Here is a 19488-nt window from a genome sequence, read left to right as displayed (position 1 = left end):
ACACCCATGGCTATCCATGAAACCACCTTCGTCTAGATGGAATTTAAGATACGGCCATGTATTACGTACAGTCTAGCGAAGATACATCACTTTATAAAGGTTTAAGGTGCAAGAATCGGCTGGGTAAAGATCGCGCATCCCTTGGGCAGATGACTACGGCTACCCTCAAGTGGATTACTGCATCAGAACTTACCGCGAACGTTAAGGTGCTCCGCCTCCATCATTAGCCGCTCATACTCCGCGATCAGCGGGTCATCCTCGATCTCTTGAACGATTGCTGATCGCCAGCCCGACTCGGCCCGGGTGATCTCTGTCGGGGGCGTGATCTCGACCGACCCCACCTCGAACACCAGCCGCGCCAACTCCAGAATCCGCTCCGACTCATCAGCCACAAACTCACCCGCCAGCCGCTCGGCTTCGCGTAGTCGGGGTGCCCACGCTTCAGGGCAGCTCGCCGCCCCCATCACCGCCCACCAGGTCAGCGACTCCCAATCGCTCCCCTCGAATCGCCGGGGCGGTCCCGGCTCAGCCGGACCCTCGATCCTCAGCACCGGCTCAGACTTCGCCCGGGGCAGGGACGCGACCGCCGCGACCTCGGGGGGGGCGTGATCCTTCGCCAGCGACTCGGCCGCTTTGCCCGCCGCCAGCATCAGGGCATAGCCGATGCTCCAGCACTCACTCGGGGTCGCCCCGACGATCTCGGCACGCCCTTGACCATCCTGATAAAGCCGGGCCACTGAGGGGCGACGCAGAACGCACGCCGCCCCCCAGCCATGCCCGCACTCGTGGAGCGCCAGCGTCCACCGCTCAGCCGGACTCATGCCTCGGCCACCTCGGCGGGGGCACTCAACGTCGCCACCAGGTCAGCCAACAACTCTCGCAACCGTGTATCGGCCCGCAGCAAGGCAGCTTGCGCCGCCCCCTGCGCCCGGCCCACAAACTCCAACTTGGGCTCAGCCGCCAGCAGATCGCCCTCGGTCACCTCGACGCCTGCCACCAGCAGCGGCCGCACGCCCAGACCGGCCGATCGGCCGCCCGTCCGCGCCCTTATGACGGTTTCGTGGGCGCGACGCCGCAACCGGGCCAACTCGTGGGCCGCCTCGGTCAGAGCGGGCTTTGCGGCCCGCAGGTCGCGCCCGGCCTCGACGATCGCCACAGGATCGACGCCGTGCCGCTCTACAGCCTCCAACACCAGCTCAGCCTCACTCGGCAGCGGGGGCGATCCATCGACCCCCCAGCGCCGCAGGACCTCAGCCAGCCGCTCAGCCCGTAGACGCCGCGACTCAGCCGCCCGGGTTTCTAGCTCTCGAATAACTTCATGCATCACCCACCCCCTCGCCCTTGTATGCGTTGCTCAGCTCACGCGCCGCAGCAGCCTTACCAGCGAAGAACGCCCGCACCAGAATCACCTCCAGGGCAGCACTCGACCGCACCCGCACGCCCCCATCGGGGGTCAGCACAAAGTCATCAGGCAGTGACTTATCCACCACCAGCGTCGCGCCAGCTTTGAGGGGGACGGGTTGAAACCGCCCATCCCATCCAACATCACTTCGGTCATCAATGGTCATCGTCGAATCCTTCCGTGAAGGGGCACACGCCCCAGGTGAATATCAGCCGGGTGACTCCAGCCACCCGGCACAGAATCAGTCGTCCTCCCCCGCGTCCTCGATCAACGACAACACCGCGCGCCGGATCGACCGGGGCAGGGATGCCCACGCTTCCGCCACGCGCTTCAGATCGGGGTCTTGGGTTGCTTCCGGGGGTGTTGCGCTAACGCTTGCGCTGCGCCCACCCCTACCCCCAGCCGTAACCCCTTGATCGTTCAAGGGGTTGCAACTTGCCCCAGCAGCCTTCCAAGCTGAATGTTGAGGGTTCGAGTCCCTTCGCCCGCTTTCCGTCCAACGGCCTGTAAGGGCCTTTTTTTACTGGGTTTGTGGATCTCGGAGTACTCGGAGTAGGCTTCGAGTTTGTGCGTGGCGACGCATGAATGTGCCCTGTTACGCGCGCCAACTGCTGGGGGTATAGCTGGGGGTCGGGTATAGCGGGTTCATCGAGACCTTCTCCGTCGGTCCCGGAAGCTGAATGCATCGAGCTTGATTCTCGGATCGCGTCGAGTGACTCGATGGCTCGGGCGGTGTCGGTCAGGCCGAGGACGGTGTAGTGCTTCAGGGTGGTGCGGTAGTCGCCGTGACGCATGATCCGCTGGGCGATCTGGGGTGCGACGCCGGCCCGGGCGAGCTGGGTGCCGAGGGTGGTCCTCAGGGCGTGGAGATCGATCTCACGGCCGTCCTCGTCGATGGTGACGATCCGCATCTTCGTCCGCTTGGGCGAGCGTCGGGTGCCCTTGCCGATCTGGACGATGTTGCCGTCGGTATCGCGTACGGGCTCTTTCCTGGCGATCCCGGCTCGGTAGAAGTCATTCAGCACCGTCGGGCTGCCGACCGCGGCAGAGAAGACCTTGGTGGCTCCAACCGCCGGGTTCTGCTGCTGATGGCGACGCAGTGACTCGGTGAGCTGCGGGTGCATCGGGATCACATCGACCCGCCTGGCCTTGCCCTCACGGATGGTGATCGTGCTCGCCTCGAAGTCCACGTCGGACCACTTCAGACGAAGAAGATCACCGCGGCGGAGCCCGGCCATGGCTGCGGCGAGGTACCAAGCCTCACGCCCGTGCTCCCGTGCTACGGCCAGCAGCCGGGCCAGCTCATCGTCGGTCAGCGGACGACGCACCCGGCGGCGGTCACGGGTCTCGTCGAGCTTGGGCACCACGCTCAGGGGGTTGACCTCGGCCCTGCCGGTCTTGACGCACCAGGAGTAGAAGGCCACCGCGATCTGGCGAGCGAAGTTGACCGAGCGGGCGGAGAGCCCCGAGTCCTTGAGCTGTCGGAGGTGACGCTCCAGGGCATCAGAGGTCAGGTCGGCCAGTCTTGTCACGCGAGCGGCCTTGACCATGCGGTCGAGGTGACGCTGTTTCTGGTTGATGTGGTGATCCGCCAGGCCGCGGTGCCTGCAGTGGGTGATGTAGGCCTCGATGTGCTCGCTCAGGGGCTTGCGGCCCTCGACGGCGAAGCGGTCCCGCTTGACGTCGATGACGCCGTCGCGGCGGAGGGCGGCGTCGGCGACATGCTTGGCCAGGATCCGCTCGGCAGCGGCCTTGTCGGTGGTGCGTGTTGACTTCTCCCGCCGGCGGCCGTCGTGGTCGTACCAGGTGGCGATCCAGGGCCCCTTGCCGCTGCGCTTAAACAGCGATCCGGAGCCCTTACTGCGGGTTCTGGGCTTGGTCTTCTTGGCCATCACGTGTCCTTTCGATCTGGGTCCATCGTAAGCAGAGCTTCGCCCACGGCCACCAGCCAGGCGGGGCTGCCGGGGTGGACGGGCATGCCGAGGTCCTCGGCGATCCCCAGGCGCTCGCCCAGGACGTAGCCGGCCTCGGTGTTCGAATCATGCTCGTCAGGAAGGGCCTCGCCGCGGAGGAGGGCGAGTAGGTGGGGTTTATGATCGGAAAGCTGTTGCCGCAGATCTGCTCCAAGATCGGATGGTCGGTATCTCAGGCGTGCGTCGTTACCCGGGTCGATCGCCAGTTCTACCCCTGCCTGCCCGAGTTGGAGCAGGAACTCGGCGACTACCGAGGGCCTGGTCTGAGCCGTCTGGGTCATACCGCACCCCAGCCGTCGTCTTCAGAGGTGTCCCCACTGTCCCCGTCCCCAATACCCCCTGTAGAAGGTTCTGGAGTCGAGGTTCCGGGGACGGGGCCGGCTTGATGCAGAACGAACCGCTTGGTGGGTCGGCCACCCTTGGTCCCCGGTGCGGGGTCTTCCCATGTGCCGTAGCCCGCTTCGACCAGGGCGTCCAGATCCTCGCGGGCTTTGCCCTGCTCGCCCCTGTAGGCCCTGAGGCCCTTGGTGAGGTCGCGGACGGTGACTGCTCCGCCCCTGGCCCCGATCCACTCGATGAGCCGTCGTCGATCCTGATCTTCTTCGTTGGCCTGGAACCCGGCATAGACCCGTTCGGCCTCGTTGGCGAACCAGCGGACGAGCTTGATACCGGACTCAAGGGAGTTCAGGTCGACCCTCGAGGCGTCCTCCAGCGTTGGGTCACCGGCCGCCACACGCGTCATGTGAATCACCAACGCCAGCCGTGCCGCATATGCTTCGAGCTTCGACCAGGCGGCCGCCTCGTCGCCCACGAGGTTGAGCTGCTGGTCTCCGTGCTCGTTGACAAACTCGATCCATTTCGTTTTCGCCTCGCCCGTGAAGGTCACAAGGGTTGGCTCGGGGGTTCCCGACTGATTCGTGTTCAACTCCTGGTCATAGAGCCAGTCGAACACTGCCTGGACCTTGGCCATGAGTGCGGGCTCGACGTCATCTTCGGTCCAGATTTTCTTGCGTCGCGGCGGCATCGCGAAGAGCAGGCGTGCCGCCAGGCCGTTATCGCGGTTTTCCTGGCTCAGACCGCGACGCAGGATTTCCGGCTGGATCCCGCCCGTGATGCTCACGCTGGCCTGGGGCACAAACTCGGTGCCGCTGGTCTTGCGGTCCACGGTCAGGGCACGGCCTCCAAAAACCTCCAGCCATCTAGAGACGTCCGCGCCTTGGCCGCCGGCTTTGCTTTTGTAGCGGTCGAAGTGCATCCATCCTGACAACTCGTCACAGGCCAGCAGCAGGCCGCGCGGGTTTTCCTGGAGACGGCTGACCAAGGCTTCGGTCGTCGTGTCGTTGATCAAGTTCCGGGACAGCACGGGTTTCGGCGGCTCGGGTGGGGGATCGCCACGTCCCACTTTCTTTAGACGTTTCCAGCCCTCCATTTCGGCTTTCCAATGAGCGTGATCTCGCTTCCAGACCGTCATCTTGTCCTGGTACTCGAGCATGGCTTGTTGCTGGCGTCGTCGCGGTGCCCGTAAAGCAAGGTCCATCGCTGGGCTTTTAGCCGTACCAGATTCGCCCACAATTGCGGTCCAGATAATGGCAGGTTCGATCCAGGTTTCCTTGATCTTGAGACGATGGGTGTTCCCAATCGCGGCGGCCAGGGCCGAGAGCATGGGTAGCGCGATGAACGACGGGTCACATCCAATCGCTTTAGCTCCGGTCTCAACAAAGGTGCGGATCGGCTCGGGTAGGGTTGCTGTGGGGAAGGGACGGTAAGAGAGAGGTGGCTCCGGGGTTTCGGGCTCAATGACTTCGACAGCTTCGATGGCGTCGTCGATGGCTCGACGCACGGCTTCGACATCGCCGTTGGTCATCTTCAGGACGTCAACGAGGTCCCCCCCGGCCTCCAAATCCGGCCAAAGCTCGGACAGGTGGATCACCTTGATGGATCGAGCACCGGCTTTCCGGGCTAGCTGACTGACCCGCTCGGCATAGGCTTCACCGGGGTCATCGTAATCGGGCAGGATCACGACGTCCTTGCCCTTCAAGGGGGACCAGTCGGCCTCCTGCGGGGATTTTGAGCCGTGGGGTGAGGTGGTCGCTGCTAGGCCGCACGCGATGGCGGCGTCGGCCACGGGCTCGCCCTCGGTCACGTAGATGCGGTTGGCCATTGACAGGTTCGACAGGTTGTACAGGGGTCTGGGCTTGACCATACCCTCGATGAACCAGCGCCCCTCGTGCAGGCTAATCGGGCGGATGTCCTTCTTACCGTTGTCGCGGTTCCACCTGAGCACGTACCCAAGAACTCGGCCATCCGCATCGGAGTAGGACCACTTCTGGGAGACCGTCCCCATCTGTTGTTCCAGAGAGCTGATCGCTTGCTCAGCTGAGTCGAAGCCCCGGCGCTTCTGATTCTGCGGTGTTGCTTTGTTGTCTGGGAACTTTGACGCAGCGTAAAGATCGCTCATCTGGAGCCCGAGCTCAGCAACGACATCTTCTGTTTTGCAGCCGGCGTGACACTTGATGAGTACCTTGCCGTCGTCCCCCTCAGTAATGCTGAGGCTTGGGTTCTTGTCGTTATGGGCGGGGCAGTGGGCCTTGTAGCCCTTTCCGGATCGCTTGGGGCGGCAATTGTGCTGATTGAGAGCTTCGAGGACTTTTTCAAGCGGTTTCATCGGCCCACCCCCGTCAAGGTTCGAGACCGGATCTTCCTGGCCGCATCGGGCTCGGTAGGGCAGCCGGCCTGGATCCAGGCCTCGAGCTCCCGCGGGCAGTAACGGACCGCACGCCCGATCCTGCGGTGCGGGACCGCGTTGCGGTTGGTCAGGGACCAGAGTGTGCGCCGGCCGAGGGAGAGCAGCTGCATCGCGGCTTTGACGTCGATCAGGGCGGGCTTAGGCATGGCGGTCACCCTCCTGACCCATGGCTCGCTCACGCAGCAGCCTGGCGATGGTGGGCGCGTGGACAAGAATGACGCGACCGGCTTTCAGGCCGGGGAGGCGTCCGTCCTCAACTTCCTCGCGCAACCAGCCAGCCGGAACCGAGAGGTAGCGAGCCGCTCTATTGAGGGGAAGGGGATCCGATGGGATGGGTGTTTTTTCCATGCTCGAAGCATCGAGCACGGTCCTGACCTTTAGACGAACCTATGTGGAAAAGGAACGGTAAAGTTCAGGAAGTATTGATCTCGCTCGCCTTCCTTCGGCCCTGAATCGTCAAACGAGCACCAGACTTAGTGCCCTCCGGGCGTTCCACCAAACCTCGATCTATGAGCCTCTTGATCGATTTGCCTATAGTCTTAGGACTCAGTCTTTCACTGGGCGCAAGAGATTGTTCAATGTTCGAGATTGAGACAAGGACATCAACATTCATTTTGTAAATCGCCACCAAGACTATCCTGTCGCTGCGGGTCAGCGCGGAGGTCTTGGGAATCTCTGATTGATCAACCTCATCGGTCGCTTCTGATGCCGGGCTTGGGGTCAGATCCGAGACAGACCTACAGGCCGACTTGAGGGTTGGCGGAAGCCTGTTTTCGGTAGCTATGATCCACTTGACTGCCGCTTCTGGGGGAACAATTTTCCCTTCATAAACGGTGGATCGCGTCCCGAACTCCGTGTGCCAAATTTGCGCCTTCATCCAGACGAAGATGTTGTTTTTCGTCTCGTAGAGACATTCGATGTCGTATGGAAGCTCGGGATCTGCTAAATCTGGAATCGCATCCTCATACCAAGCTTCAAAAGCATCCTGGGCTGGGCAAAAAAGCTGTCCTGTGGTGAGTTCGTGGTCACCATCTTCGAAGCTATAGCGCGTTTCAAAGCTGAAGAGACGCCGGACATCGAAATCATCATCTTCCACGACGAGCCCTAAAATGGCTGAGAGATTTACTGGTTCGGTGCCCGATCGATCCCCGTCACCACCTGGAGCTTGACCTCGCCACCAACCTTGGCATCAGTTCGCTCCCCAAACTTTTTCGGCAGCATCCGCGCCAGCACCCACTTGCGCGTGTCAATCCGTAGCCGGCTGCGGGCAATGTGCTCGCGGTTGGCCCTGTAACCCGGGTTCTCGGGATCGTGGCGCTTGACCCAGTCGTTGCGACCGTCGTCGGCGATGTCCAGGATCTCGTCGAGCAGGAGCTCGTAGCCGATATCACGGGCTCGCGCGTACCGGTCAAAAAACTCCGGGTGCTGATCGAGCCAGGCCATGACAGTCGGGCGGGAGGGCATACCAGGGGACCGACAGATCGAGCGGAGGGACTCCCCCTCCGCCAGCCGCGCGCAGATCTTTGCCGCCAGCGTTTTGGAGTACGACGACGGGCGGCCGGGGCGTCGGGTTGGGCTCTGTTCGGCCATGACCCAAGGATATCCGCTCGTCATAGCGGTTCAAGAACTTGTCACGGTGAGGTCGGCGAGGAAGTCCGACGCCGGGTCGATCCCCGTAATGAGCAGATGATCCCTCGCTCGGGTGCACGCGACGTAGAGTAGGTGCCGCTCGGTGTTGTAGACCTCCTCCAGGTCCGCCTCGTCGGCGACGGCCTCGATCCGCTCCTGCAGGGGGATGACTTCATCATCACAGGCCATCACTGCGACGGCCCGGAACTCGAGGCCCTTGGCCAGGTGCATGGTGCTCACGGCGATGTGGCCCGGCTCGAGGTCATTCTGGCCGTCGAGATCAAAAGCATCGACCCCGGCGGTCTTGATGGCCGCGTGGGCCCGCAGCAGCTGGGCTGGCGACCGGACGAAGACGCCGATCTCCTCGGCAGGCAGGCCCGACTCGATCTGGCGAGTAAGCCAGCCGGAGACGGTCTCGATCTCGCCGGCCTCGGTCTCGAGGATCTCGATCTCCGGGGCCGGGCCGCTGAAGACCGAGATGGTGCCCTTCCTGGTGTCCTTGTTGCCGTCGACGTCGGTGACCTCGGGGGGCAGGAGCCGGTCGGCGTGTTCGCGGATCTGCTGGGAGGTGCGGTAGTTGATCCGCAGGGTCTGCGATCGGCCGCGGACATCGACGCCCAGCGACTTCCAGGAAAACGGCGTCTGGAAAATCCGCTGGCCGAGGTCGCCGGCGAAGAAAAGGGCGTCGCCTCGATCGGCCGCGAGGGCAGCCATCAGGCGGAGCTGGGGCACGCTGATGTCCTGCGCCTCATCGATCACGGCATGGGTGAACGGGAGCGTCTCCCGGCCCCTGATGGCCTGCTCGGCGGCGGCGAAGACCGAGGGCATGGTTGTCAGGCCTCGGCCTTCCAACTCGCTTTTGAGGCGGCTGAGGACCTCCCAGACCTGTTGACGCTGCTTCTCGCCCAGACGGGTCTTGCGGCCGAGGCGGGCGACGTCGCGGTAGGCCTCCCAGGTGGTGAGCTGCCAAGCGTCCACGACATCGCTCCACTCGGACTCCAGGAAGCGGAGACTGAACTTGAGGTCGGGGGACTGTTTCTTCGCTTCACGCAGGAGGGTCTGGATCATCGCCGGGGTTGCGAGGGTCGGCTTGCCGTGGTGCTGTTCGTAGAGGTCCAGGCCGACCTCATCGATCGCGCGGACGGTGATGCGATCCAGAACCGTGGGCTCACTGCCGGCCAGGCGGTCGAGCTTGATCCGCAGGGCTCGGGCGAGGGTGCGGGAGAAGGTGGTCAGGAGGACCCTGGCGTCCGGGGCGGTTCGGGCGAGGTAGACGGCTCGGTGCAGGGCGACGATGGTCTTGCCGGTGCCGGCGCTACCAGCGACGCGGGCCGGGCCGGCGTAGGCCTTTTCGACCAGCTCACGCTGAGAGGGGTGGAGGAAGACGGTCCACTTCTCCCAGGGGTAGCTCAGGGCCTGCTGAAGCTCCTCGGAGCTGGACATGACCCGGAAGCGTCGCTGGGCGTCGGGGTGCTCGAAGCCGGCGTGCTCGGTCTCGGCAAGCAGCGTTGCGGCGGGGGTGGGAGTGCCGCCGGTGGCGAGCTCGAGAAGAGCCTCAGCCGCTTCGGTGGGGAGGCGGTCGGTGATGGCGAAGATCGTGTCCTCGGTGGCCTCTTGAACGTCGGGTATCCACTCCTCGGGAACGCCATAAGCAAGCAGGTCATCGGCGGTGAGGTGGTCGAAGAGCCGGGGCTTGGCCTTCGGTCTCTTGGGCTCGGACGATTCGACGTAGGTCGGGATGGTGATCTCTTCGACGCGCTCGCGGATCTCGACGAGCTGAGCGGCCCCGGTCCTGGGGTGCCGCTGGATCTTGCGGCGCTCGGCCCAGTCGTACGCCTTGTCGTGGTGGTCGACGTAGCAGAGCATCAGGCTCTCGTCGGTGCGGTGGACGATGATCCGGATGTCCAGGCTCGCGCGAACGGACCAGAAGTTCTTGTCCCTGACGCGGTCGAGCTTGTGGAAGCTCAGGCCGGGTGAGGCGGGATTGGTCTGGAGGTCGAAGGCGGTGGTCTTGACGGCCTTCTGCTCCTCGCCGGTGAGCCTGGCGAGGCTGGAGGTGAAGGTGTCGGCGAGGAGGAAGTTCATAAGCTTTACGATGCCCAAGCAGCGCGCTCAATGAATAGAGCAACTTCATCAGGCGGGATGACGTCATCCATTTTAGCGAGACGTTCTTGGTCAACTATCGGCGTATTATTAAGTATCTGCTTTAGCTCTGGAGTCTTGATCCATGAACTATTCCATAGCTCTGTAGCTGGATCTATAACTGAATCACATAGCGGATCATTAAACTTGATATTCGATGCATATGCCCTCGTAAATCGTTGGAGCCAGATATCCAAATAGCCCGTATTCGGAATATCGCGAAACTTCCGATGTATACGTGATGCCGTCTCAGATCTTGACTGGTCTGTCGGAAGAAACCTCATCAGCTTACTAATGAGCGAAGCGATGATTGGATAGGTTTTGGGGTTCCTGTGGGCAATATCAGTAGCTATGGATATGATTTCCATCGCTGTTTTCAAATCATCTAGGGCGTGGACTCGGCTGTTCAAGTCACCAAGAGAACGAATGCCACTGCCTGCGTTGGGGTGATCGACGAGGTGCTGATGGACTATTATCGCATGTTTTTCAATAGTCAAATCCTTACCCGCGGCTCCAATCCATTCATTACGCAACCACGCCATCTTGTCTCTTTTCAACGCAACACTGATCGGATCGGTACTGACTGAAGTCTTGGCTGGGCTAAGCCGCATGCCAAGTCCCGACAGAACTTCACTTAGTTTTTTAAGTATCGCAGCACAATCCTCGTCAGAATTACAGAATATTCTGTAATCATCTCTGTATCGAAGTACTTTATAGTCTAATTGAGGATGTGAGTTGTTGATCGATTTCGCAAGCAATGAGTCAGCGTAGCATAGGACTATTTCTGCAATAAAGTCCATAAGGACAGATCCTTGCGGTATGCCATTGGTCTGTCCCTTACGCATCGATGTAATAGCACGATCTATCTGATTGCCTGCCAGGTCCATGTCTCTGGGAGTTGCCTGCGCGTGTTCTTTAGAGTGGAGCGCCCAGGCTATCGAATGCGTATAAATAGATCCATAGCAGTCTACTATATCGGTATGGGCTACGGTTGAATAGTCTAGGCATAACTCCACGGATCGTTGCTCGATACCAGCCCACCATTTACTGATTTGCTCGGCCCTATCCGATTCAGCAGAGAGTGACTCAACTGGTATGCTCAAGCACTCGATGTTGCTGTGTCCCTGATACTCAGATAGTGCAAACCCAATAACGGTCCAATTGGTCTCTTCTGTTACAGCCTGAACTAGATCATAGTAAATAGCTGGATGAATGATCTCCAGGGGTCGCCAGGCATATCCTCCATCCTTATTCACTAGCACGCGATAGTTTAGCCCATCTTGTTCTCTAATTCTCTGTGAGTGATCGCTGATTCTGCCTTCTCTAAGGTACTCTGAAACAGATATCAGTATTTTGGAGAAGTCGAAGTAATTCGGGAGATCGATATTGCAATAGCTACTCGGCTTCATGAAAAAGCGGCGAGCATCTGCCGACGACATCGTTAAAACACTTTGCGAGCTATCTTTGATCAGGTCTAAAAGACGTGTCATATTTACTCCACCCTAAACACCTTCATCACCTCATCCCCAAGATGATTGATCACCTTCACCGCGATCCGGCCGCTGGCGGGTTTCTTAAACGGGCGGCTGACGTCGCTGTTGAGGGAGTCCCAGGCCTCGGCGTTGATCTCGGCCTTCAGGGTCGTCCGCAGGTTCTTGTACGGGTCGCTCGCGCCCAGGAAGTAGGCGTGGCGGACGAAGAAGCTCTCCTCGTTGTAGTCGGTGTCGATGAACCAGCAGGCGATCTCATCCGGCTCCGAGGACTCGACCTTGCCCAGCTGGGGCTTGAAGACGTCGATGCCGTTGATCCGCACGCGGATCTGGTCGTAGTCGGCGGGGCTCGCGGTCTCGGGGGCGTCCTCGGGCGGGAGGATGTCGATGTCCGGCTCGCCGAAGATCACGAAGAGGTTGCCCTTGCCGGTGTTCTTGAGGTCGTCGGCCATGTGCAGGTCGGCGTTCATCCGGGCCTTGAGCACCTTGATCCGGCCAAGGCTGCTGAACTCGGTGGTGTGGGCCTCGTAGTTGAAGGCGCAGGCGATGACGACATCGAAGTCGGCGTCGCCGGCCTCGCGGGCGGCGTTGACGAGCTCCTGGCGGGAGACCGTGCCGAACTCGGGACCGATGAAGATCCCGGCGCGACGCTGGGTGCCGGACTCGTCGTAGCGGGCCTCAGCGGCGATGTAACTGCCGGGCCAGGGGGTGATCGAGGTCAACTCGATGCGGTCCTCCTTGTGAGCCTGCTGGACGCCGGCGGTCCGGAGGTTCTCGATCACCATCTGCATGAAGGCGTCGGCGTCCTTCGCGCCGTATCCGCCCGAGCCGGAGGACCTGGCGAGCTTGTCGAGGGGGTCGATGATCTCGTCGTTCTCGTCCACGCCGAGCATCCGGTGCGGCGAGATGGACTCGACGGTGAAGGGGCCGGCGACGCGGACGGTCTTCTTGTCCTCGTAGGGCTTGTCGTAGAGGTACTCGGAGTCGGCCTTGGCGGCGATGGAGGCGTCGATCTCCTTCTGCCGCTGGATGCGGAGCTTCCACCAGTCGGCATGGGCAGCCTTCGCCTTATCGCTCCAGCCGTCGCCGGCTTCCCTGGGGATCTCCCACTCCTCCCAGGTCTTCTTGAGGGCCTGGTTGAGCTGCTCGCGCAGGGGCTCGAGCTTCGCCTGGTAGCGTTCCCAGATCACGTCGATCTCGGCGTTGTTGGCGATGGACTTCAGCGTGATGTGGGGCACGCGCTCGTAGACGAAGCCGTGCCGAACATTGCCGTGGGTCGGGGCGGTGGAGGGCTCGGTGTGGGTGAGCTCGGCCTCCTTGAGCTGGCCCGCCTTGGAGTCGGCGAGGAGGTAGTAGGGGTAGCGGGCCCCCATGATCCGGGCGCGGGCCAGGGCGAGGGAGACGCGAGAGGTGTCGATGGTGATCCACCGCCGGCCCCACTGCTCGGCGACGTAGGCGGTCGTACCGGAGCCACAGGTCGGGTCGAGGACGAGATCCCCAGGGTCGGTGGCCATGAGGAGGCAACGCTCGACCACTTTGGTTCCGGTTTGAACAACATAAACCTTGTCTTGAATGAAGCTACCGGTCTCCGTGTCGGTCCACATGTTTCCGAGCATACTTACGCGGAAATCCTTGAAAAATCGTTTGTAACGCAGGTTTGCATTTACTGGATAGAGCCATCCCGCAGCATTGAGACGATCTAATCCCGCCCGATTTGTCTTCCACTGGCGGTTGGATCCTGGATGGTACTTCCGCCCCTCGTATTCGTAGCTGAAAGTAGCCGTATTACTTCTGCCTTGTCGCTTCAGGTCAGCGCTCGTAAAGGGCTCCCATCCATCTGGTACCAGCTTTGGGTTCTGCCGTTCGTCGGTTGTCATGGGACGGGTGCCTGAACTGTCCTCCGCTTCGAGCTGTGTGTAGAAGCTGCCAGAGCCTTCGCCAAGTTGCTTCTCAACATAGACCGGCCGGTATTTGGCACTCGTCTTGTTTTTTGAATACCAAAGGATGTAGTCACCCATCGCGGGCATAAGTGTGCTTGTGTCACCCGCTGTCTTTTTAAAGAAGATAAGCAGACAGAAGTTCTCCTCACCAAACACCTCATCCATCACCGCCCGGACGCGGTGAACATTCTCATCCCCGATCTGCACAAAGATCGAGCCGGACTCGTGAAGCAGGTCGCGGGCGACGGTGAGGCGATCGCGAAGGTAGGTGAGGTAGGAGTGGATGCCGTCGCGCCAGGTGTCGCGGAACGCCTTGACCTGCTCGGGCTCGCGGGTGATGTGGTCCGCCTTGCCGTCCTTGACGTCGCGGGAGGTGGTGGACCACTGGAAGTTGGAGTTGAACTTGATGCCGTAGGGCGGGTCGAGGTAGATGCACTGGACCTGCCCGCGCAGGCCCTCACGCTCGGCGAGGGACGCCATGACCTGGAGCGAGTCGCCGAGGATCATCCGGTTGGTCCAGTTGGCGTCGTGGGCGTAGAACTCGGTCTTGGCGTCGGCGTGGTCGGGGATGCCGTTGAAGTCGGCGAACATGTCGAGCTGGTCGTCGATCGTGCCGAAGGAGCCGGACTCGGCCTTGTCGGCCATCTTGCGGGCGATCTCCGCCGCCTCGGTCTGCCGGCGGAGGTCATCGACCAGGACCTTGGGGTGGACCTTCTCCTGGATGAACAGCGGCGGGGCCTGGACGACGAGGTCGGACCAGTCCTGGAGGTCCTTGCCCCGCCAGACGAGCTGGGGGTCGAGATCGGGATTGCGGCCCTGGAGCTCGTCCTGCATGGCCTCGGCGGCTTCCCCGCCCGGCCGTTCGTAGCCGACGGGCTTAGGGGCCAGGTCATCCTTGGCGACGACCGACTGGAACTCCGCGGTCGGGATGTTCTTCCGCGACGCCTCGCCGTGGGTGAGGGTCTGGACGGTTTTCTTGGTGGGGGTTTTCTTGGACTTCTTCTTGGCCATGGATGGTTCGCGTCCTCAGGAGACTTGGAGGTCCTCGCGAGCTGCGTCGCTTTCGTACGCCTCCATCAGATCTTCGTCGTCGTCGATGTCGAGTTCGGGTTCGTCGTGCCCCTGGCTGCGGACGACCGGCTTGCCGAGGGCCTGCTCGATGAGACCCGTCAGAGCCTCGGTGCGAGAGGCCATAAAGCCCTCGAAATCATCATTCCGGAGCAGTTCAGGCTCGATGAGGTGGGTGCGGAGGATGGCGTCGAGCTGGTCAGTGGTCAGGCCATGGGCGGACTCGATGGTCTTGAGATACACCGAGGGCGCACGGCCGCCGATGATGCGGTTCGACTTCGCCGAGAGCGGGGCCTTGTTGACGATCGCGTCGTAGCGTTTGCGATCGATCCCCTGCTTCTTGCACCACGCTTGGGGGAAGATGTGATGGATGTCGACCTTGGCCTCATGGAAGGTCATCAACTCGAAGCCCTGGCCGGAGATGAAGTCCTGGCACCCGCGCGTCATGAGCAGGGCCGAGATGGCCTTGTAAGCCGCCGACTTGCGGCTGCGCAGGGTGTACAAACGGTCTTGCTGGAAGATGGCCTCGTCGATCGAGCGGGGCAGATCACCCTCATCGAGGATCCAGCCGGCCATCTCCTGGATGTCGCGGGCGATCTTGCTCTCGGTGCTCGAGCCGTACTGTTCGCCGAGGGCGACGCACCAGAACCACTTGCGAAGCTTCTCCCGGATGGCGGCGTTGTGGGCGCGGTCGCCGAGGACGGAGAACATGCCCGACAGAGCCACGAGCTGCGGCGGGTAGGGGACATCGGGATCGAGGACGATCTTCAGCTCATTGAGGAACTGGGCGGCCTGGATGAAGCCCTCCTCGACATCGTCGGCGTGCTGTTTGTAGGCAACAAGGGGCAACGCAAGCAGGGCGTCACGCTTGCAGGTGACATAGGGGAGATCGGCACCCTGCTTGCCTTGAGCTTCGGCCTCGAGACGGCGGCCCCGGGTATGCAGGACCGTGCAGGCCTGGAGGAAGTCGACGCTGCCGATGTGCTTCAGGACGCGACGCGGGGTAGCGCCCCCGTGCAGACGGCCACGACGCCCCTCCTCGGGGCGGCCCGTCGGCCCCAGCCAGTCATGCCGGAGGTCGAAACCCTCCCCGGCGTAGACCGCGGTAACCAGTTCGAAGGCGTCCAGCTTCTTACCGCCGACGTTGACCTTCTCGAAGACCAGGCAGATGGCCTCCCGGCTGTTGCGCTTGTCCAGCCGGATGATCGGCATCTTGTAGCGCTCGATGGCGTCGATCACGCCACGGACGAAGGGGCGCTCGAGTTCGTCGATATCGCGGTTCTGAGCGCGAGCATGGTCGCGCCAGTCGTAGATCCAGTCATCGCGGTCGAAGACCTGGTTCAGGGGAAACAGGTTCTGCTCGAACTGGGCCGTGCGCTCCGAGAGATCGAGGACAACTTCGCGACCGAAGTCCCGGCGGAGCACTCGGTCGGCTGGCACGCCGACAATGGCATCCTCGATGTCCGCTGCGTTGGCGACGGCCTTCTCGATGTTGATGAAGAAATACCGCTCCACTTGGACGCCCTTGGCCGTCTTGGTCTTCATGGGGCTGTCGGCGTGAAGCGCCTGATACAGGCTCGTGATCCGCTGCTGGCCGTCGAGAAGCAGTTCCTCGGGGTCCTGGCCGCGATCGGGTGCCCCGGAGAGGACGCGCGGTTTGAAGTGGACCTCCCCGCCAGTCTCCAGCGTGAGCAACGCCCCCACGGGGAAGCCCTTGGCGATCGAAGCGATCAGGCTCTTAACATCATCCTCACCCCAGACGTAGTCGCGCTGAAAGTCAGGGAGCTGGAGCTTGCCCTCGTCGACCTTCTTGAGGATGTCCTTGAGGTCTTCCTTGGTGGAATCAAACATCCGTAGCCCCCGTCTTGATGGTGCTTGAGAGCGTTGAATCGATCATGTCGTTGAAGTACTTCTCAACCTCCGCCGCAAAATCCATCTGCATATCCCAGGGGTCGCAGAACTCGGCGAAGGCCCAGCGGCCGAAGCCGCCCAGGTTGTTGACACCGGGAACCCAGCGGGCGGTCATAGCGTTGGCCTTCTCCTTGGCGTCCTCGCCCCGGTAGCCCTTGATCTCGACGACGAGGTTAAGCAGGTCGTCCTCACCTCGGCCGTCGTCGATGCGGACGATGAAGTCCGGGCGGTACTTTCTGGGGTCGGGGCCCGTGAGGTAGGGCACCTCAAAGCCGAGGTTGTGGTTCTTGACGTAGCTGTGCACACGGGGGTGGGCCTCGGCGACGCGGCAGAACTCCGCCTCCCAGTCGCTGTCGAGCACGACCCAGTTCACATGGCACTTCGGGGGCGGGCCTGAGGTGTCGTATCGCTCGGTCTTGGAGGTGTTGAAGTTGACCGCGGCCGTCGTACCCGAGGGGACGTAGGGGTCGAGAACGGCCTTAACGGCCCTCTCGCCGGCGAACCGTTTGACAATGGCGTCGTTGATCCGATTGCAGGCGATATCGGCCATCTGCGGGTAGAGGATCTGGGCCGGGTAGGTGTTGCCCCGGCAGACCAGGTGGTGGTCGAGCCACTGCCGGGTGATGCGCTTGAGATCACCGAAGAGATGGATCTTGATGTCGCCGTCGCCGTCCCGGAACTTCGACCTCATGAGGTGGTTGGTGAGGCGCAGGAGGATCGTGGAGCGACGCAGGTCCTCTGTGTGGCCCAGATCGAGGCTTGCGCCCTCGCCGATGATCCCCTGGACCTCGGTGATCGAGGGCCCGATCGCCTCGGGGGTGAGCTCGTAGGTCGAGTTGTCCGTGAACTCCGCTTCGAGCCGGTCATCGGGCAACTCGACGCGATAGCCCTGAACCCGGGGGAAGGTGATCTCCAGGTGGTCACGCTCGGGGCGGACTGCCTTTACATGGACTGTCTCGCGGGGCTTCTGCGGCGGGGCGACCACGGGCTTGGCGGTGAAGTCGAAGGGGATGCCCAGGATGTCGGCGTACTCGACGTTGAACAGGCCCTCTTCGTTGAGCTCGTAGGATTGCCGGCGAAGGGCGCGGCCGATGACCTGCTCGCAGAGCAGCTGGGTCTTGAAGGCCCGCACGCCGAGGATGTGGGTGACCGTGTTGGCGTCCCAGCCCTCGGTGAGCATCGAGACCGAGACCACGCACCGGATGTCGCCACCCAGGCGGCCGGGCTTGCCCACGGTGTTCATGACCTCGCGGAGCACTGCGGCGTCGTCGTTGATGATGCGGTCGGCCTCGGCCCGATTGCCGGTCCGCTCAATGATCTCTTTGCGGAACTGCTCGATCTCGGTCGCGGCGATCTTGCGGAAGTTGCTGTCCAGAGCTTCACCCGACTCCAGCTGCTCGCTGTCGATCAGCAGGGTCCGCGGACGGGCGAGCGGGTTGCCGTGCTCGTCGTGGTTCTGGAAGAGCTCGAAACGTCCCGGAACGTGGGTCGTGCTCCCGTCCTCGTTCTCGCGCTCGTAGCCGGCGATGAAGTCGTAGATCAGCTTGGACGAGGCGGTGTTGTTGCAGACGATGATGAAGCAGGGCGGGGACTTGATGCCCTCTTGCTGCCAGAGGTCGAAGGTCTTGGCGTAGTGGCCATGAAGGGCGTCCAGGGCCGTGATCAGCGGCGTCTCGAGTTTCTCCGGCGTCAAGCCCTTGGTGGTCGTCCGGTTGCCCTTGGGCATGTGCTTGCCGATGTGCTCCCAGAGGACTCGGAACATCGGCATGTCGCTCTGGTTGTAGTTGTGCTTCTTGAGGATGCTGTTGTCCGCGACGGGGACGCGGGGGAGCTTGACGATGCCGCACTCGATGGCGTCCATCAGCGAAAAGTCGCTCATGGTCCAGGGGAACAGGGTGCCCTCGGCGTAGCCGGACCCACGCAGGAAGAAGGGGGTGGCGGAGAGGTCGAAGATCCGCCGAATCCCGAGCTTTTGCTTCACGGCCTCCAGGCCGTTGATCCAGAGGCGAGCGGCCTTGGCGTTGGTCTCGGCCTCGGCCTTGTCGTCACCCTTCAGATCGGTCTCCTCGTCCGGGTCGCCGGGTTTCTCGCGGTAGCAGTGGTGCGCCTCGTCGTTGAGCACCACGACGTTCTTCATCCCCATGAGACCGGGCATGACCCGTTGGAGCATCTGGCCCTCGGTCTCGGTTGTCTGCATCGACTCGCCACGCCAGCCCTCGATGGCCGCTCGGGTGCCCTTGGAGACATCGGTCTGCTCGCGCAGCTTGAAGGCGTGATAGTTGGTGATGACGATCTGGGCCTTGAGCAGGTCCGGGAGCATGTCAGTCGGCACCAGCTCACGCGTCTTGTAGTAGCTGTCGGGGTCATTGGGCTGGAGCACCCGGAGCCGGTCTTTGATCGTGATGCCCGGGGCGACCACCAGAAACCCACGCGTGAAGTTCTTGCGGTTCGGCCGCCTGACGGCGTTGATTGTCTGCCAAGCGATGAGCATGGCCATCACCGTGGTCTTGCCGGCACCCGTGGCGAGCTTGAGCGCGAGCCGCGGCAGACCCGGATTCGCGCTCTCGTTGGCGTCGTCCAGGTAGTCGATGAACGTGCGTTTCTCTGCGGGGCGGTTAGGAGCCACCTCGGTTAGCCAGATCGCGGTCTCGACGGCCTCGATCTGACAGAAGAAGGGGCGGATGTCGGTAAACGCGTGAGACCGCCAGTGCTTCAGCAGGCGTGCAGTCTCCGGGGTGACCCCCCAAGAATTAGGGTCAGGCTCGGCCCGCCAGGCATCTACCCGCTGGCGGAGGGCGTTGATCGTCTGGGCAGTCTTCTCGTACTTCTGGCCGTCCGAGCCGACCTGCGTCGCCTCATCGAAGACGATCGCGGCCTGCTTCGACTTCTTCTTGCCCTGTTTCTTGGCCTTCGGGATCGGCGTGATGAAATCCGCGCGACGCCGCTCGTCGAGGGTTCTGGATGTTGGCTGGCCCGCCTCATCGAGCTCCCAGTGCTGGCTGGGGTAGTCGTAGGGCGAGTTCAGGATCGGCGACTTGAAGAAATCGGGCATGCGTGACCCCGGGGGCTCTAGGAGCCAATCACCTTAGCAAAGTGAGGTTCCTGCAGAAACGGGCTCATTGAGCTTATCGCTTAACGGCAGCCTATCGACCACAAGCATCCAAGTTCAAATGCCCAACAGGCCTAG

15 protein-coding genes are annotated in these 19488 nt (G+C 62.1%); all 15 read right to left on the bottom strand.

All coding sequences use genetic code 11. The features are described 5' to 3' along the window. Positions 1-182 precede the first annotated feature (182 nt). The 15 genes from RIG82_09160 to RIG82_09090 all read right to left on the bottom strand — a co-directional run bounded on the left by RIG82_09160 (position 183) and on the right by RIG82_09090 (position 19353). The gene (locus RIG82_09160; GenBank protein MEQ9461105.1) at positions 183-821 is read right to left on the bottom strand and encodes a hypothetical protein; all 639 of its coding nucleotides are present in this window, start codon (positions 819-821) and stop codon (positions 183-185) included. Further along, positions 818-1324, bottom strand: coding sequence for a hypothetical protein (locus RIG82_09155; GenBank protein ID MEQ9461104.1), 507 nt, complete (start codon positions 1322-1324; stop codon positions 818-820). The genes RIG82_09160 and RIG82_09155 overlap by 4 nt, the downstream gene beginning before the upstream one ends. Then, complete coding sequence (locus RIG82_09150; GenBank protein ID MEQ9461103.1) at positions 1317-1568, bottom strand: hypothetical protein; 252 nt, start codon at positions 1566-1568, stop codon at positions 1317-1319. The genes RIG82_09155 and RIG82_09150 overlap by 8 nt, the downstream gene beginning before the upstream one ends. Positions 1569-1794: 226 nt before the next feature. Then, a complete protein-coding gene (locus RIG82_09145; GenBank protein ID MEQ9461102.1) occupies positions 1795-3294 on the bottom strand; it encodes a tyrosine-type recombinase/integrase in 1500 nt (499 codons plus the stop codon). Beyond that, positions 3294-3656: a hypothetical protein gene (locus RIG82_09140; GenBank protein ID MEQ9461101.1), complete on the bottom strand. Its 363-nt coding sequence runs from the start codon at positions 3654-3656 to the stop codon at positions 3294-3296. The genes RIG82_09145 and RIG82_09140 overlap by 1 nt, the downstream gene beginning before the upstream one ends. Continuing rightward, complete coding sequence (locus RIG82_09135; protein MEQ9461100.1) at positions 3653-6040, bottom strand: DUF3987 domain-containing protein; 2388 nt, start codon at positions 6038-6040, stop codon at positions 3653-3655. Before RIG82_09135 ends, RIG82_09140 begins: the two co-directional genes overlap by 4 nt. Beyond that, complete coding sequence (locus RIG82_09130) at positions 6037-6267, bottom strand: helix-turn-helix domain-containing protein (protein ID MEQ9461099.1); 231 nt, start codon at positions 6265-6267, stop codon at positions 6037-6039. The genes RIG82_09135 and RIG82_09130 overlap by 4 nt, the downstream gene beginning before the upstream one ends. Continuing rightward, on the bottom strand, positions 6260-6469 hold the full coding sequence (locus RIG82_09125; GenBank protein ID MEQ9461098.1) for a hypothetical protein: 210 nt from the start codon (positions 6467-6469) through the stop codon (positions 6260-6262). Before RIG82_09125 ends, RIG82_09130 begins: the two co-directional genes overlap by 8 nt. A 64-nt stretch (positions 6470-6533) precedes the next feature. Then, on the bottom strand, positions 6534-7217 hold the full coding sequence (locus RIG82_09120) for a hypothetical protein (protein MEQ9461097.1): 684 nt from the start codon (positions 7215-7217) through the stop codon (positions 6534-6536). Between the two features lie 26 nt (positions 7218-7243). Continuing rightward, on the bottom strand, positions 7244-7711 hold the full coding sequence (locus RIG82_09115; protein ID MEQ9461096.1) for a hypothetical protein: 468 nt from the start codon (positions 7709-7711) through the stop codon (positions 7244-7246). Positions 7712-7741: 30 nt separating this feature from the next. Further along, positions 7742-9853 carry a 3'-5' exonuclease gene (locus tag RIG82_09110; GenBank protein ID MEQ9461095.1) on the bottom strand — a complete coding sequence of 704 codons (2112 nt, stop codon included), beginning with the start codon at positions 9851-9853 and terminating at the stop codon, positions 7742-7744. Next, the gene (locus tag RIG82_09105; protein ID MEQ9461094.1) at positions 9841-11382 is read right to left on the bottom strand and encodes an RNA-directed DNA polymerase; all 1542 of its coding nucleotides are present in this window, start codon (positions 11380-11382) and stop codon (positions 9841-9843) included. Before RIG82_09105 ends, RIG82_09110 begins: the two co-directional genes overlap by 13 nt. A gap of 2 nt (positions 11383-11384) precedes the next feature. Continuing rightward, on the bottom strand, positions 11385-14333 hold the full coding sequence (locus RIG82_09100; protein ID MEQ9461093.1) for a site-specific DNA-methyltransferase: 2949 nt from the start codon (positions 14331-14333) through the stop codon (positions 11385-11387). Positions 14334-14348: 15 nt separating this feature from the next. Beyond that, the gene (locus RIG82_09095; GenBank protein ID MEQ9461092.1) at positions 14349-16241 is read right to left on the bottom strand and encodes a DUF262 domain-containing protein; all 1893 of its coding nucleotides are present in this window, start codon (positions 16239-16241) and stop codon (positions 14349-14351) included. Further along, positions 16234-19353: a DEAD/DEAH box helicase family protein gene (locus RIG82_09090; GenBank protein ID MEQ9461091.1), complete on the bottom strand. Its 3120-nt coding sequence runs from the start codon at positions 19351-19353 to the stop codon at positions 16234-16236. Before RIG82_09090 ends, RIG82_09095 begins: the two co-directional genes overlap by 8 nt. Positions 19354-19488 lie beyond the last annotated feature (135 nt).

The organism is Phycisphaeraceae bacterium (assembly GCA_040222855.1).
Classification (GTDB): domain Bacteria; phylum Planctomycetota; class Phycisphaerae; order Phycisphaerales; family Phycisphaeraceae; genus Mucisphaera.
Note: the sequence above shows the minus strand (reverse complement) of the source record. Positions and strands in the feature narration are given on the sequence as shown.

Excerpts from the sequence above, each read along its gene's own strand:
- RIG82_09100 (MEQ9461093.1), bottom strand. The coding sequence starts at position 14,333 with ATGGCCAAGAAGAAGTCCAAGAAAACCCCCACCAAGAAAACCGTCCAG.
- RIG82_09155 (MEQ9461104.1), bottom strand. The coding sequence starts at position 1,324 with ATGCATGAAGTTATTCGAGAGCTAGAAACCCGGGCGGCTGAGTCGCGG.
- RIG82_09105 (MEQ9461094.1), bottom strand. The coding sequence starts at position 11,382 with ATGACACGTCTTTTAGACCTGATCAAAGATAGCTCGCAAAGTGTTTTA.
- RIG82_09135 (MEQ9461100.1), bottom strand. The coding sequence starts at position 6,040 with ATGAAACCGCTTGAAAAAGTCCTCGAAGCTCTCAATCAGCACAATTGC.
- RIG82_09090 (MEQ9461091.1), bottom strand. The coding sequence starts at position 19,353 with ATGCCCGATTTCTTCAAGTCGCCGATCCTGAACTCGCCCTACGACTAC.
- RIG82_09145 (MEQ9461102.1), bottom strand. The coding sequence starts at position 3,294 with ATGGCCAAGAAGACCAAGCCCAGAACCCGCAGTAAGGGCTCCGGATCG.
- RIG82_09115 (MEQ9461096.1), bottom strand. The coding sequence starts at position 7,711 with ATGGCCGAACAGAGCCCAACCCGACGCCCCGGCCGCCCGTCGTCGTAC.
- RIG82_09125 (MEQ9461098.1), bottom strand. The coding sequence starts at position 6,469 with ATGGAAAAAACACCCATCCCATCGGATCCCCTTCCCCTCAATAGAGCG.
- RIG82_09140 (MEQ9461101.1), bottom strand. The coding sequence starts at position 3,656 with ATGACCCAGACGGCTCAGACCAGGCCCTCGGTAGTCGCCGAGTTCCTG.
- RIG82_09130 (MEQ9461099.1), bottom strand. The coding sequence starts at position 6,267 with ATGCCTAAGCCCGCCCTGATCGACGTCAAAGCCGCGATGCAGCTGCTC.
- RIG82_09150 (MEQ9461103.1), bottom strand. The coding sequence starts at position 1,568 with ATGACCATTGATGACCGAAGTGATGTTGGATGGGATGGGCGGTTTCAA.
- RIG82_09160 (MEQ9461105.1), bottom strand. The coding sequence starts at position 821 with ATGAGTCCGGCTGAGCGGTGGACGCTGGCGCTCCACGAGTGCGGGCAT.
- RIG82_09095 (MEQ9461092.1), bottom strand. The coding sequence starts at position 16,241 with ATGTTTGATTCCACCAAGGAAGACCTCAAGGACATCCTCAAGAAGGTC.